Below are 14181 nucleotides of genomic sequence, written 5' to 3'. Positions count from 1 at the left end.
GCCTCAGCGATCGGCGAAGGCCGCCAGCAACGTCCGCAGCGACGCGGCCAGTTCGGTGCGCTGCCGCTCCGGCACCCGGCTCAGCACGGCGGCCTGCTCCGCCAGGCCCGCGCCGACGGCCTCGTCGACCAGTTCCCTGCCTTTCGCGGTCAGCCGCGCCCGGAGCGCCCGGCGGTCGCCCGGGTCGGGCACCCGCTCGACCAGACCCGCCCGCTCCAGCTTGTCGAGCCGGCCGGTCATGCCGCCGCTGGTGAGCATCAGCGTCGCCGACAGCCGACTGGGCGACAGCGTGTACGGCTCGCCGGAACGACGCAGCGCCGCGAGTACGTCGAACTCCCCCCGGCCGATGCCGAAACGGGCATACGACTCCTCCACCCGGTCTCCCATCTGACGGGCGATCCGGTAGATCCGGCCGAACACCTCCATCGGGAGCGTCTCCAGCTCGGGGCGCTCGACGGCCCACTGCTGGACGATCGCGTCCACCTCGTCGGCATCGATCAGGTCTTCACCGCGCTGCTGCGCCATGCGCTCAGTGTGCCATGTCTCACAACCTCTCAAATACTTAGCATTAAGTATCTTGGCACTAAGTTAGTTAGTGGCTAACGATTTCGGGAGGAACCAGCATGGTCAGGCGGAACCCAGGCGAGCGCGCGCTGGTGACGGGCATGACGATCGACGCGCTCGGCTCGGGGATGTACGTGCCCTTCTCGCTGATCTTCTTTCAGCGGGTCACCGGCCTTCCGCTCACGGTGATCGGAGTCGTCCTGACCGTCGCCGGCCTCGCCGGCATGGCGCTGCTCCCGCTCGCCGGCGCCGCCGTCGACCGTTTCGGCGCCCGCCGCATGCAGCTGATCGGGTACGCGGTGCGCGGCCTGGGGTTCGTGGCGTACCCCTTCGCGACCTCGCTGCCGGCGTTCGCGGCCGTCGCCCTGTTCACCGCCGCCGGCGACCGCGCGTTCCCCGCCATCCAGCAGGCGCTCGTGGGCGAGATCTCCACCGGCACGGACCGCGACCGGCTCAACGCGCTGGGCCGCAGCCTGCGCAACGCCGGCCTCGGCGCAGGCGGCCTGCTCGCCGCACTCATCGTCGGGCTGGCCGGCGACACCGGGTTCGTCATCGCCGCCTGGCTCAACGCCGCGAGTTTCCTCGTCGCCGCGCTGATCGCGCGGCGACTGCCTCGCCGGTCTCCGGCCGCTGCCGTGACCGCCACCGACACCGCCGGCGGCTACCGTGCGATCCTCGCCGACCTGCCGTTCCTGAGCCTCACCGGAGCGAACTTCCTGATCGCGTTCGGCTACTCGGCCCTGTCCCTGTTGCTGCCCGCGTACGCCGTCACCGTGTTGCATGCCCCGGCCGCGACGACCGGCGGGCTGTTCGCCGTCAACACCGCACTCTGCGCGCTCGGCGGGGTGCCGATGTCCCGGTGGGCCCAGCGGATCGGCCGGCGCTCCCGGATCGCGGCCACCGGTGCCGCCGTCTTCGCGCTGTCGTTTCTCGGTTTCGCGCTCATCGGGATGATCCGTCCCGGCGGCGCCGCCGTACTGATCGTCGCGCTGATCGGCATGATGATCCTGTACACCACCGGGGAGCTGGTCCACAGTCCAGCCGCGAGCACGCTGGCGATCGAGGCCGCACCTGCCGACCTTCGCGGCCGATACCTGGCGTCGTACCAGTTGTCCTGGTCACTGTCCGCCGCCCTCGCCCCCTCGGTCTTCACCGCCCTGCTGGCCGTCGACGGATCGCTGCCCTGGCTGTTCCTGATCGGCTCGGCGCTGACCGGTGCCGCCATCCTGCTCCGCTTCGACCGCCGCCAGGTCACGGCTGACAGGACCGACACGGCCCTGTCCGGCGATGCGGCGCGTCCGCCGACGACGTCGAGCTCGAGGGACCTGCCGTCGAAGGCCGTGCTCACTTCACCGCAACCTTGATCATCTCCATGGTGGCCGGCGTACCTCCGACTTGGAGGGGGCGTGGCGGTGCCGACACGCAGGGCAAGGAGGTGTCATCAACCGGCAAGGGCCCGCATGGATCCCCACACAGACTGTCAAGTAGCGTGTAAGGACGATATCCGGCTCTATGGCGGCTCTCCATCGTGGAGATGCGACGTCGGGGGGGAACCAATGGCTGGCCGACGGCAGGGGCCGGTCATGCGCCAGAACTGGCGGTTCTGGCGCTCCATCCGTGCTCGTTACGCCCTCATCGTGGGTTCGCTGTTCCTGATCGTTCTCACGGTGGTGGGTGGCTTCGTCGACGGCTGGATCCGGAGCAAGATCGATGGGGACGTCTTCCGCGATACGCGTCATGCCACCTTCGCATGGGCCGATGCGATGCGGCCCGGCTATGTGCCGCCGACCGAGTCGATAGGTCACGTCGACTATGTCCAGCTCATCGACGACCAGGGGCGCGTGGTGGCGTCCAACGCGGCGGCGGCGGGCAAGCCCCCGCTGACCACGGTCCGTCCTCCCCCTGACGACCGGATCCTCAATCTCATCGAATACCCGTCGTGGGACGACAGGAGCCTCCTGGTCACGGCCATGCGGCTCAGCCCGCAAGCGTCCTCCATGGTGTGGAACGGCCGGCCCCACTACGTCTACGTCGGTGTCGAGGAACCCCCCGGCCTGGCCAACCACTATCTGGAGATCGGCATCGGTGCCGCGGTTCTCTTCGCCTCCGCCACCGCGGCCTGGGCCACCTGGGTGGTGGTGGGCCGGACCCTGCGCCCGGTGAAGGCGATCAGCGAGAGGATGCGCGTGGCCACGGCGAGCGACCTGAGCCTGCGGGTCCCGACGCCGCCCGGCGATGACGAGATCGCGCAGCTCGCGCACAATTCGAACCAGTACCTCGAACGGCTCGAGCAGGCGGTGACCGCTCAGCGGCGTTTCGCCTCCTCGGCCTCTCACGAGCTCAGGTCTCCGGTCGCCGCTCTGCACACCCAACTGGATGAGGCGCTGACCTACCCCCAGGAGGTGAATCCGCTCGAGACCATCCAGACGGCTCTGCGCACCACGGAACGCTTCCAGGCGATCATCGACGATCTGTTGGCTTACACCCGGGTCAAGGAGACCCGCGCATCCGCCACCGAGCCGTTCGACCTCTCAGTCCTTCTTCAGGAGGAGACGGCCGCCCTTCCCTTCGGCACGCCGATACGGATCGATGCGACGTGCCACCCCACCGTCCTCGGCACCCGGGTGCAACTGGCCGGCGTCCTGCGCAACCTTCTGACGAACGCGCAGCGGCACGCCACCTCTCGCGTCGATGTCACAGCGGAGTGCACCGGAGAGCAGGCCGTCGTGACCGTACAGGACGACGGCAGGGGCATCGCACCAGAGGATCGCGAACGGGTTTTCGAACCCTTTGTCCGCTTGGAGGAGGGGCGGCGCCTGGATCCCGGAGGTGGTGGGCTCGGCCTGGCCCTTTCCCTCGAGACGGTCAACGCTCACGGGGGGTCGCTCACGATCGAGGACTCTCCGAGGGGAGCACGGTTCGTGCTCCGTCTGCCGGTTGTGAACGCGGACCGAGAGTCGGCACTGCCGTAGCCTGGCCGCGGCAGGTGCTCCGTACGACAGCGCAGGTGACGGCTGCGGAGCACCCCTGGAACGACGTCACGCGCTGAGCGCGGATCAACCGATCGGTGGATCGACTCAACCGTCCGGTGGAGCGGCCGATTCAGCCGCGACCTCAGGAGATCGGGCGATGTGCGGCCTACCGGGCGATTGCGAGGCTGAAGCCCGTCTCCACAACAGGAAGGGCTCACCGTGAACGCCCGAATCGCACCTCCCGCCACGATCTCCGACGAAGCCCTGAACCACCCGCACAGCGTCGCGGCGTTCCGCGGGATGAAGCTCGCCGTCGGCGGCTACGCCGGCTTCAGCCTGCTCACCCTCGTGGCCGTCTACCTGCTGCGCCACAACCCCGCACTGGTGAACGACACGGCCTGGATCCGCGGCGGGATCGTCGCCGGCACCTCTGTGCTGATGCTCTCCTTCGTGACCGGCGCCGCCCGCGGCCGCCGCCGGGCCTACCTGCGGTTGCGAATCGCCTCGGCCCTCATGGTGGTGTCCATCGCGGCCCTCGTCGTACTCCCCGGGCTCCTGCCGGCGTGGATGAGGATCGAGCAGAGCGTCTGCGGACTGCTCCTCGCGGCCGTCGTCGTGATCGCCAACGGCAAGCACCTGCGCTCGATGTTCGCTACTGCGTAGAACGCGTCGATGCGGCTAGATTGTCCGGTTGGAAAGACCTACGGTGGAGGCCCCATGAGTCGTCTGGTACCGCCTCGGTCTGCGGTGGTGACGGCCATGCCGTACGTGCTGCTGGCGATCCTGGTCGTCGTCACGGTGGTCGGCAAACGCTCGGCGGGCCACTCCCTGTTCATCGATCTGGCCCTGTGCGCACTGGCCGCGGCATGGATGTTGTGGATCTTCACGCTGCACCCCGCCTGGCGGGAGCGCGTGCCGGTCATGGCGGTGTTCTTCACCGGGCTGACCGCGATCATGACGGTCCTGGTGATCCGGGACCCGTGGTTCGGGTTCTTCACCGCCGCCGGATACATCTACGCGTTCAGGGTCCTGATCTGGCCGTGGCTGCCCGTCGGCGTCGCCGCGGTGGCGATGGTGTCGGGGACGGCGCAGGCGTACGGCGTGGAGAAGACGACCGTCTTCGGCCTGATCACGTATGTCGCCGTCATGGCCGCGAACGTGATCCCCATGGTCGGCTTCGCCTGGTTCGCCCGCCGTAGCGCCCGGCAGAGCGACGAACGCGACCGCGCACTCGAGGAGACACGAGAGGCGAACCGCAGGCTGGAGGCGACTCTCGCGGAGAACGCGGCCCTGCACGAGCAACTACTGGCGCAGGCGAGAGAGGCCGGCGTGAACGACGAACGACAGCGAATGGCACGGGAGATCCACGACACCCTGGCCCAAGGACTCACCGGCATCATCACCCAACTCCACGCGGCCGAACACGCCGCCGACGACCCCGCGGCATGGCGCAGGCACATCGAAGCCGCGACCGCACTCGCCAAGGAAAGCCTGTCCGAAGCACGACGGTCAGTCCACGAGTTGCGCCCAGAGCCCCTGCGGACGGCGCGACTGGGCGAGGCCCTGGCGAACGTGGCCGAGCGCTGGTCCTCGCTGCACGATGTGCCCGTCCAGGTCACCACGACCGGTACGGCACGAGCCCTGCGCCCGGAAGCGGAAGTCGCACTCCTCAGAACAGCACAGGAAGCACTGACCAACGTGGCCAAACACGCACGCGCGACCCGAGTCGGCGTGACACTCTCCTACATGGAGCACCAGGTCGCCCTCGACGTACGCGACGACGGCCGCGGCTTCGACCCTGCCCGGATCCACGACGACGCCACCGACGATTCCCGCGAAGACCACGGAGGGTTCGGCCTGATCGCGATGCGCCAACGAATCGAAGGCCTGTCGGGAACCCTGCAGATCGAGTCCGAACCGGGCGCCGGCACCGGAATCTCCGCCTGCGTCCCCGCCGAACCGGTGCGGGTCCCCGCATGAGCCGCCCCACCGGCCCGATCAAACTGCTGGTCGCCGACGACCATCCCGTAGTCAGAGACGGCCTGAGCAGCATGTTCGCACGCGAGCCGGGGTTCGAAGTGATCGGCCAGGCCTCCGACGGAGCCGAAGCGGTCCGCCTCGCCGAGGCCCTCCGCCCAGACGTCATCCTCATGGATCTGCGCATGCCCGGCATGGACGGAGTGACCGCGATCAGGGAACTCTCCGCACGCGGGAGCAGTGCGCGTGTGCTGGTGCTGACCACCTATGACACCGACAGCCACGTGCTCCCCGCGATCGAAGCGGGCGCCACCGGCTACCTGCTCAAGGACGCCCCCCGCGACGACCTCCTCCGCGCGGTCCAGGCAACGGCCCGGGGCGAGGCGGTCCTCGCCCCGTCAGCCGCGGCCCTGCTCATGAACCGGCTTCGCTCCTCCACGCCCGGGCCGGCCACCGCCACCCCCGGGCCACTCAGCCAACGAGAACTCGAGGTCCTCCAGTTGGTGGCGGCCGGGTCCACCAACCGGGAAGCGGCGGCCAAACTGTTCATCACCGAGGCCACCATCAAGACCCACATGCTGAACATCTACAGCAAGCTGGGCGTGAGCGACCGCGCCGCCGCCGTCACCGAGGCGTTCAACCGCGGACTGCTCGTCCCACGAGCACCGAGGTGACCGGCACTGCCCGTGCCGGGACACCGGTCCGTCAGGGGCGGTCGTCCGCCATGGCGCCTTTCACGTGACCTTGCTCTTCGGGCTCGACCAGGTCTCGCACGCACCCGGCCTGCCCGAGCGGTATCCCTTCTCGATCCACTTCAGTCGCGTGGACTGACGGCCGTGATCGTGAGCGAACGGATCGTTGACGATGCCCATGAACAGGTAGCGGAACTGCTGCCACGGAGGCATCTCACGGCGCATCGCCTTCACGGCCACTCCGGCGAAGCACTCGGCCTGCAACTCGAGACGCCTGCTCGCCAGGTCCGCCGTCGCGCGCTTCCTGGCGGCGCCGACCTCCGCGGCCTTGTAATCCAGGATGTGCGTCGAGTACTGAACGTGATGACCGTACTCGTGGCTGATCGTCTTGGACACGAAGGCGGCTGCCAGGGGATGCCGCAGCAGGTCGTCGGGGATGAGCAGGTAATAGGTGGCGGTCCCGCCGCAGTAGGCCCCGGTGTCGTTCTTCTTGGGCAGCAGCCCGCAGATCGGGTCGCGCACACGGCGCTGGACGAACTTCCGTTTGGGCGGCTCGAAATACATGTTCTCCGCCTTGAACGAGCGGGCCCAGATCCGATCCAGGCAGCTCGAAACAGACTCCATGTACTTCTTCATCGACCGCCAACTACCGGACCTGAGCGCGGGGATCTTGCAACTCCCCTTCATCTGGGGTGCGGCATAGAGCGGGCTGTTGACCGCGGCGGGGCGGCCCCAGGGGATATCACGTAACTGCGCCGTCGCCGGCAACGAAGCGGAAGGTGAGGGGGAAGCCGAAGGGGACGGCGTGATCGCGGGGGCCGCGGCCGTCCGCGGAGCCGCGAGGGGGACCGACGAGGGCGCGGGATCGGCCGGCGAACACGCGGCCAGGAGGAGGACACAGACCAACAAGCGCCGGGAGAGGCGAAGCATTTGCGGATCTTATCGACCATCTCCCACAAAACGGGCAGCTGCGAAAGGCCCCGATCCGGTACGGATCGACCGTACGGACGACTCGAACCGACTCAACGGAGCGACCCGAGAAAGCGCGCCTGGAGCAGATCCAGACACCACGCCTCAGGCCGCCTCACGATGCCTCACTTCTAACCGGCCATGCCGAGGAGTACAGCCGCGGCGCCCACGCCCAGCGTGAGCGGATAAGCCCACCACCTGGGCGGGGGGCCGTCCCTCAGGACCCGCACCCCCAGTGGGACGAGCGCCACGCACAGGCCGATGGTGGCGACGATCGACATCGGGCCCGTGCCCTTGAGCACGCCGATCGGCAGCGCGCTCATCGACGCCAGCGCGACGGATCTGGCGATTCCCAGCACACCTGCCCGCCACGCCCCGACGGCGAGCACGATCCAGCCGAAGAAGATCGCGCCTGACAGTGAGTGGAACACGTGGAACGCGCCGTAGGAGTCGGCCATCACCTTCTGCGCCGCCTCGACCCCCTGGACGTCGACGACCTGGAAGGCCAGGTGGTTGATCCCGGCGTGGAAGGCGCGTGCGAACAGCCCGGACAGAACCAGCAGGCCACCCCACAGCGCCCACCTCGTCTGGGTCCCCCACACGCCCCTGACCAGCGCCATGACGGCCGGCCACAGCAGGACGTCGCCCGCGACGAAGGCGCTGTAGGAGGCGGTCATCCGGCCGGGGCTCCCGGCGAACGCGGCGAGTTGCCGGGGGAAGAAGCCATCGAAATCCGCACGGAGGAGCACGCCGCCAAGCATCAGAACCGGCCCGAGGACAAGCCCGGCGCCCTCGACCCAGCGGCCGGGGAACTCGAAAGAGGTCGTGGTCATGCCGTCGATCCAACCGACGCGACCTCCGCCGCGCATTGGCCCAGGGGCCCGGCCTTGGAGTAGACCTGGCACTACCTCGGCTCGGCCTGCAAGAAGGCGAGGACGGCCAAGACGCGACGATGGCCGTCGGCGGCGGGCGGGAGGTCGAGCTTGGCGAAGATGCTCGCGATGTGCTTGGCGACCGCCGCATCAGTGACGAAGAGAGCCCGAGCTATCGAGGCGTTGGACCGTCCCTCGGCGATCAGAGCGAGCACTTCCAGCTCTCTCGGGGTGAGACGCCGCAGCGGGTCGCGCCGTCCGCTGAGCAGTTGCCGCACCACCTCGGGGTCCACGACCGTGCCGCCCTCCGCGACCCGGACCAGCGCGTCGACGAACTCGCCCACGTCGCCGATCCGCTCCTTCAGCAGATAACCGATCCCGGCGCCACGGCCGGAGCCGAGCAGCTCGGCGGCGTAGGTCTGCTCGACGTACTGGCTCAGCACCAGCACGGCCAGATCCGGGTGGTCCACGCGCAGCACGAGCGCGGCACGCAGCCCTTCATCGGTGAAGCCAGGCGGCATCCGAACGTCGACCACGACGATGTCGGGCCTGTGCTCCTCCACCGCGGCGACAAGGGAGGGGGCGTCACCGACCGAGGCGACGACCGTGTGCCCGAAGCGCTCCAGCAGGCCGGCGAGGCCCTCGCGCAGGAGGACGGAGTCTTCGGCGATCGCTACACGCACGGGATCTCCACTCGCATCGTCGTCGGGCCGCCTGCCGGACTGGACAGGGCCATCCTCCCGTCGACCACGGAGACCCTGTCGGCCAGCCCCGTCAGGCCGGTCCCGCCCGCGGGATCCGCGCCGCCCACCCCGTCGTCGCGGATCTCCATGATCAGCATGTCGTCGACCAGACGGCCGTGCACCTGAGCACGGCTCGCCTGGCTGTGCTTGGCGATGTTCGACAGAGCCTCCGACACGACGTAATAGGCGGTGATCTCCACGGCCTCGGGCAACCGCCGCGGCAGAGCGAGGTCCACGTCCACCGGAACAGGGGAGCGCCCGGCCGTGTCGCGGGCGGCGGCGGCGAGGCCGCGGTCGGTGAGTATCTGCGGATGCACACCGCGGATCAGCTCCCGCAGCTCGGCCAGAGCTCGTTTGGCCTCCTCATGGGCCTGCGCGACCTGCTCCGCGACCGGTCCGTCCGGCGGCAGGTCGAGCCGGGCCAGCCCCAGCTTCATGCTCAGCGCGACAAGCCGCTGTTGGGCGCCGTCGTGCAGGTCGCGCTCAATCCTGCGGCGTTCCATCTCGAATGCGTCCACCAGGCGTGCCCGCGAACGAAGCACGTCGGCCAGTTCCGCCTCCCGTGGAGCGAGCAGCGCCCTGATCATGGCTTCACGTGCTCCCGCCCAGGCGGTGACGATGTAGGCGGCCACCGGGAGCAGAAGTAGCCCTGCGGCCGAGGCCGTCAGCGCGGCGGCGAGCGGCCATCCCGCCTCCACGGGCTGGAGGACCGGCGAAAGGATCAGCACGACGGGGCCCCCGACGCTGAAGCAGACCACCACCAGGTCGATCCACCAGAGCGCGAGGACCGAGACCAGCGTCAGGCTGATCTCCCGCCACCGCCCGGCGTTCACCCGGGTGACAGGCACGGAGTCGACCAGGCGCATCCGCCAGCGCTCGAACCCCGCCACCAGCGGCACGACCATCCCCGCGGCGGCGATCCCGATGACGGCCATGAGCGGGACGAACCCCAGAAGAGAGATCGACACCGCGGTGGCGGCGACGGTGACGCCCAGCAGGGCACTCGACAGCAGGTACGCCAGTGACCGCCACGGCCACCAGGACCGCAGGAAGGACAGCGGACGCAGGGTGAGGGCCTCCAGGGCGGTCCGGGTGCGCACCCGCCAGAAGCTACCCGCTTGCTTGAGCGCCCTGACCGTGCGGGCAGGCGGTCAGGCGACATTCGGCGTCGCGTCGCGCCGGGGACACCGGCCGCGCGCCCGCGATGCGCTCCCCCACGCGTTGAGCAGCCCCGCGAGGCGGTGGCTTCGCAGGGCTGCCGTCGTCCGTCGGCGCTACTCGCAGTGCTGGGTCTCCCACCTCGCGCCCCGGTAGCTGTAGCACATGTAGCAGTCACCCTTCCACATGCACGGCGGCGCCGGGCGGGCCGTGTCGATGGCAGGGGCGGTGCGCTGACCAGACGCGCAGACGCTCGGCTCGGATGCCTGCGCGGTGCCGGCGGCGGTTCCGGTGACGATGAGCGTGGACGCGGCCAGCGTGACGGCGAAGAGTAAACGCTTGAGCATCAGAGATCACTCCCTGAAGTGAGGACCGAACCCCCGATGGAGGGGGATGACGAGCGTCGGTTCCGAGTCTCGGGATACGCAGATGTGGCGCTGAACACTACTCAGACTAATCATGACATCAGACGAGATCTCCCCGTCCGAGGCAAAACATTATTTCCGGCTCATCACTCCATGAGTTTTATTATCCGCATTCACCAGAAAAAACGGCATCACGCCCCAGTCGGCCGCTGCGACCCTTCGAGCCGCCGATTCGCATCGACCGCGAAAGCCGGGACGGCGCTTCCCCCGGGTCGTCAATACGGCGCCACCGGCGCAGAAAATGACCGGCAAGGAAAGCGGCGACGTCGGCGGCGGACTCCGGTGAGAGCGCCGCTCAGGCAGTCGTGGAACGCCGAGCACCCCTGTTCACTGTTCTGAACGCAATCTCTCCCACACAAGGATCACAACCCACCGCAAGTCCGCGCGGGCGACAGGAAACACAAAGTCATGCCGCTCTACTGAATAACCGTGCCGTCGTCTCAATACCCGCCAACTTCCCTAGACGGGCCCGGAACTCAATGCCCACGATGGATGTAGATCCGCAATCGCCGCGTTCAGGCGATTCGGGGAGGAGGCATCATGCCCAAAAATCTGCTGTCGGCGTCGTTAGGCGCCGCAGTCCTCGGGGCTCTGGTGTTCGGACTCAGTCAGGCGCCGAATGGCTCCACCGGCCCGAATTCGATGAACACGACAACGCTCAGCATGGCGAACCACGCAAAGACGGCTGCGGCATCTCCAGCGCAGCCGCCCCGCCCTGACCGAGAGCGCCGGCACTACCGCGAGCGGTTCCGCGAGCACCGCGTCCACGAGCGGTTCAGAGAGGACCGGCGGTTCAGAGAGGGCCGTCGGGCTCCCGTCCGCGAACGCGAACGGTTCAGGGAGCACCGCGTCCGCGAGCGGTTCGGCATGGAGCGCGGCCGCGAGCGATTCCGCGAGGAGCGCGGCATGGAGCGCGGTCGCGAGCGGTTCCGCGAGGAGCGCGGCATGGAGCGCGGCCGCGAGCGGTTCCGCGAGGAGCGTCCCTTCCGCGAGCGGTTCGGCGAGGAGCGCGGCCGCGACCGGTTCGGGTTCATAGACGAGGACTAGGAGGCGGATGACCCCTGGCCCCCAAGGCCAGGTGTGGGCGGCCGTGCGCAGGACGAGTTCGTCGTGCGGCGGTCGCCCATCCGGCGTTCCGCCCCAGTCTCTTCCAGCCGACCGGCCTCGGAACACGCCGGGCGGACCAGGGCCCACCCCGTCCGGCCGAATATCACCGGAGGCGCTGTCCGTGCTCCCCGGAGAGAGCTACGGTGATCCGGTGTCGGACATTTCACCACGGGACGAACGGTTACGCCGGTACTGGGACCGGCAGGCCGACTCCTACGATCGGCAGATGGCGTTCGCCGAGCGCCGCTTGTTCGCCGACACCCGCCCCTGGCTGTGCGGGCAGGCGGTCGGCGACACGCTGGAGGTGGCCGTCGGCAGCGGCCTGAACCTCCCCCACTACCCCGACGACGTGCGACTGACCGGCGTGGAGTGGAGTGCCCCGATGCTGGCGACGGCCCGGCGTCGAGCCGGCGCCCTCGGCCGGGGGGTCGATCTGCGGCAGGGCGACGCCCGGGATCTGCCCTTCCCCGACGAGCACTTCGACACGGTCGTGTGCACGTTCGCGTTGTGCGGGATCCCCGACGAACACGCGGCTCTCGCCGAGATGGCACGAGTCCTGCGGCCCGGCGGACTGCTGCTCCTGGCCGACCACGTGGAATCGTCAGCCTGGCCGGTTCGCGTGCTGCAGGCGCTGGTGGACGCGTTCACCGTGCCGATGTCCGGGGAGCATTACCGCCGGCGGCCGATGCGCCAGGTGTCCGCGATGGGGTTCACCGTCGAGCAACACGGGCGCTTCAAGCTCGGCGTCATCGAGCGGCTCGCGGCCAGGAAACCCCCGAGCGGCGGCACCGGTCATCCGAAGTGACGTGGACGCCCCGCCGGGGGCGGCGGGGCAGTTTTCGACCGGGCTTCGATCCCGAGCGACCCGGATGACCGATGTGTCGGACCGGTCACTCGACCACCTTGTCCACGAAGGAGTGCAGATTGGCCCGGGTACGGGCGACCTTCTCCTCAAGGGTGAGGGACTCGTGGACGACTCCGGCCCCCGCGGTCTCCTTCTTCCCCCGCGTGTAGAGGGAGCAGGCGAGGTCGATGCACAGGTACTGCCCGACCGAGTTGCCCTGGCGGCCGGCCTCCCCGGTTCGGCGCGCGGTCATCAGCGCCACCCCGCCGCCGGTGTGCGTGCTCAGGCACAGTGAGCACATGCTGCGCGAGGTGAAGCCGCGGGACGCGCCCGACGTCACCCGGAGCGCGATTCCCACGAGGGGGCCGTCGCGTTCGGCGATCAGATAGGCGCGTCCGGGTGCACCCGGATCTCGCCATCCGAGGAAGTCGAGGTCTTCCCAGGGAAGGTCCGCGAGATCCTGGGGGAGATCGAGACGCTTGGCCTCTCCCTTGGAACAGTTGACGAATGATGTACGAATGTCCTGCTCTGTGACTGGTCTCATGGGCGTGAGGTTAGCTAACTTAAACCTATTAAGCAATCCATTAAAGTGTGTAGGCGAGCGGAGAAGGGTGACACATGGCACGGGCGGGGCTGACCGCGGAACGTCTGACCCAGGCGGCCGCGGACCTGGCCGACGAGATCGGCTTTCAGAACGTGACCGTCTCGGCGCTCGCGCGCGGATTCGGCGTCAAGCCCGCGGCTCTGTACTCCCACGTCAAGGACGCTCAGGACGTGAGGGTCCGGGTGGCGCTGCTGGCCCTCGCCGAGCTCGCCGACAGGGCCGCCGCCGCCCTGGCCGGTCGTGCGGGCAAGGACGCGCTGGTGGCCTTCGCGAACGTCTACCGGGACTACGCGAAGGAGCATCCCGGGAGGTACGCCGCGATGCAGATCGAGCTCGACCCGGAGACGTTGGCCGCCAGCGCGGCGGTCCGGCACTCGGAGCTGACCCGGGCGCTCCTGCGCGGTTATGAGCTGTCGGAGCCCGACCAGACGGACGCGATCCGGATGCTGCACGGCCTGTTCCACGGGTACGTGAACCTGGAGAAGGCGGGCGGGTTCCGCCACACCCCCCGCGAGGTCGACGCCTCGTGGTCCAGAACACTCGACGCCCTCGATAGCCTCCTCAGAAACTGGCCCCCAGCCTGATGACCCGGGGCAGGAGCCCCCGACGACCATGCCACCACGCCTCGCCCCCCTGCTGGAGCAATTCGACTTCGCCCGCAGACGTCTCACCAATCGGCTGGCGGGCCCGCTGATGGACAGCGGCAGCGGCACCGACGTCGGCGTCGAGCCCATGACCGACGACGAGTACTTCTGGGAGCCGGTGCCCGGCTGCTGGTCGGTCCGCCGACGTTCGTCCGGTCCGGGACCGGGCGCGACCCTGCTGACCGGAACCGGCGACTGGGGCCGCGACGCGGCGCCGGCCCCGCACCCCGAGCCGCCGCCGTTCACCACCATCGCCTGGCGGCTCAGCCATCTCAGCGAGCTCCTCGCCATGCGCGCCGACCACACCAACGGCAGCCACGCCATGACGCGGGAGGAGTATCCGGTGGCCGCGGACGCCGCCACCGCGGTCGCGGCCTTGGACGCGGGTGCCGAAGCGTGGCGGTCGGCCCTGCTCGCCGCCGACGACCGTGCTCTCGACACCGTGGGACACAGCACCTACCCCTACGGCAGCGACCCCGAGAACCCCTTCATCGACATCGTGTGGTGGGTCAACCAGGAACTGCTCCACCACGGAGCCGAGATCGCCCTGCTCCGCGATCTGTATCGGGCTCGCCACCGCTGACGCGGCTCCGCTCGGCCGCCGGGCGCC

16 protein-coding genes are annotated in these 14181 nt (G+C 69.1%); 9 read left to right on the top strand and 7 right to left on the bottom strand.

Going from position 1 to position 14181, the window contains the following annotated elements; genetic code table 11:
- Window positions 1-3: 3 nt before the first annotated feature.
- Entirely contained in the window at window positions 4-525 is a 522-nt protein-coding gene (locus Pph01_RS22860) for a MarR family winged helix-turn-helix transcriptional regulator (protein WP_239116936.1), read from the bottom strand.
- 98 nt (window positions 526-623) lie between these two features.
- On the opposite strand from Pph01_RS22860, the gene Pph01_RS22855 reads away from it, so the two are divergent.
- The 5 genes from Pph01_RS22855 (at window position 624) to Pph01_RS22835 (ending at window position 6187) form a co-directional block, all read left to right on the top strand.
- Complete coding sequence (locus Pph01_RS22855) at window positions 624-1928, top strand: MFS transporter (RefSeq protein ID WP_204075191.1); 1305 nt, start codon at window positions 624-626, stop codon at window positions 1926-1928.
- A gap of 192 nt (window positions 1929-2120) precedes the next feature.
- Window positions 2121-3536 (top strand): sensor histidine kinase, encoded by a 1416-nt coding sequence (locus tag Pph01_RS22850; protein WP_204075190.1) that lies wholly within the window; start codon window positions 2121-2123, stop codon window positions 3534-3536.
- A gap of 219 nt (window positions 3537-3755) precedes the next feature.
- Window positions 3756-4199, top strand: a complete 444-nt coding sequence (locus tag Pph01_RS22845; protein WP_204075189.1) for a hypothetical protein — start codon at window positions 3756-3758, stop codon at window positions 4197-4199.
- 54 nt (window positions 4200-4253) lie between these two features.
- The gene (locus Pph01_RS22840; RefSeq protein WP_204075188.1) at window positions 4254-5516 is read left to right on the top strand and encodes a sensor histidine kinase; all 1263 of its coding nucleotides are present in this window, start codon (window positions 4254-4256) and stop codon (window positions 5514-5516) included.
- Window positions 5513-6187, top strand: a complete 675-nt coding sequence (locus Pph01_RS22835) for a response regulator (protein WP_204075187.1) — start codon at window positions 5513-5515, stop codon at window positions 6185-6187. Before Pph01_RS22840 ends, Pph01_RS22835 begins: the two co-directional genes overlap by 4 nt.
- 60 nt (window positions 6188-6247) lie before the next feature.
- Here the strand turns inward: Pph01_RS22835 and Pph01_RS22830 are convergent, their stop codons facing one another.
- The 5 genes from Pph01_RS22830 to Pph01_RS22810 all read right to left on the bottom strand — a co-directional run bounded on the left by Pph01_RS22830 (window position 6248) and on the right by Pph01_RS22810 (window position 10294).
- Window positions 6248-6841, bottom strand: a complete 594-nt coding sequence (locus Pph01_RS22830; protein ID WP_275412858.1) for a neutral zinc metallopeptidase — start codon at window positions 6839-6841, stop codon at window positions 6248-6250.
- A gap of 464 nt (window positions 6842-7305) precedes the next feature.
- Window positions 7306-8007 carry a hypothetical protein gene (locus Pph01_RS22825; RefSeq protein WP_239116935.1) on the bottom strand — a complete coding sequence of 234 codons (702 nt, stop codon included), beginning with the start codon at window positions 8005-8007 and terminating at the stop codon, window positions 7306-7308.
- A 71-nt stretch (window positions 8008-8078) separates the two neighbouring features.
- Window positions 8079-8729, bottom strand: a complete 651-nt coding sequence (locus Pph01_RS22820; protein ID WP_204075184.1) for a response regulator transcription factor — start codon at window positions 8727-8729, stop codon at window positions 8079-8081.
- Window positions 8720-9889 carry a sensor histidine kinase gene (locus Pph01_RS22815; RefSeq protein WP_204075183.1) on the bottom strand — a complete coding sequence of 390 codons (1170 nt, stop codon included), beginning with the start codon at window positions 9887-9889 and terminating at the stop codon, window positions 8720-8722. Before Pph01_RS22815 ends, Pph01_RS22820 begins: the two co-directional genes overlap by 10 nt.
- 174 nt (window positions 9890-10063) lie before the next feature.
- The gene (locus tag Pph01_RS22810; RefSeq protein WP_204075182.1) at window positions 10064-10294 is read right to left on the bottom strand and encodes a hypothetical protein; all 231 of its coding nucleotides are present in this window, start codon (window positions 10292-10294) and stop codon (window positions 10064-10066) included.
- 618 nt (window positions 10295-10912) lie between these two features.
- Here Pph01_RS22810 and Pph01_RS22805 point away from each other — a divergent pair.
- Window positions 10913-11419: a hypothetical protein gene (locus Pph01_RS22805; protein ID WP_204075181.1), complete on the top strand. Its 507-nt coding sequence runs from the start codon at window positions 10913-10915 to the stop codon at window positions 11417-11419.
- 211 nt (window positions 11420-11630) lie between these two features.
- Window positions 11631-12284 carry a class I SAM-dependent methyltransferase gene (locus Pph01_RS22800; RefSeq protein ID WP_308441911.1) on the top strand — a complete coding sequence of 218 codons (654 nt, stop codon included), beginning with the start codon at window positions 11631-11633 and terminating at the stop codon, window positions 12282-12284.
- Between the two features lie 85 nt (window positions 12285-12369).
- On the opposite strand, the gene Pph01_RS22795 is transcribed toward Pph01_RS22800, so the two are convergent.
- On the bottom strand, window positions 12370-12867 hold the full coding sequence (locus Pph01_RS22795; protein WP_204075180.1) for an FBP domain-containing protein: 498 nt from the start codon (window positions 12865-12867) through the stop codon (window positions 12370-12372).
- A 74-nt stretch (window positions 12868-12941) separates the two neighbouring features.
- Here Pph01_RS22795 and Pph01_RS22790 point away from each other — a divergent pair, with 74 nt between their 5' ends.
- Window positions 12942-13511, top strand: coding sequence for a TetR/AcrR family transcriptional regulator (locus tag Pph01_RS22790; protein WP_204075179.1), 570 nt, complete (start codon window positions 12942-12944; stop codon window positions 13509-13511).
- A 28-nt stretch (window positions 13512-13539) separates the two neighbouring features.
- Entirely contained in the window at window positions 13540-14154 is a 615-nt protein-coding gene (locus Pph01_RS22785) for a DinB family protein (RefSeq protein WP_204075178.1), read from the top strand.
- The last annotated feature ends 27 nt before the right edge of the window (window positions 14155-14181 follow it).

The organism is Planotetraspora phitsanulokensis (assembly GCF_016863295.1).
Classification (GTDB): Bacteria; Actinomycetota; Actinomycetes; order Streptosporangiales; family Streptosporangiaceae; genus Planotetraspora; species Planotetraspora phitsanulokensis.
Note: the sequence above shows the minus strand (reverse complement) of the source record. Positions and strands in the feature narration are given on the sequence as shown.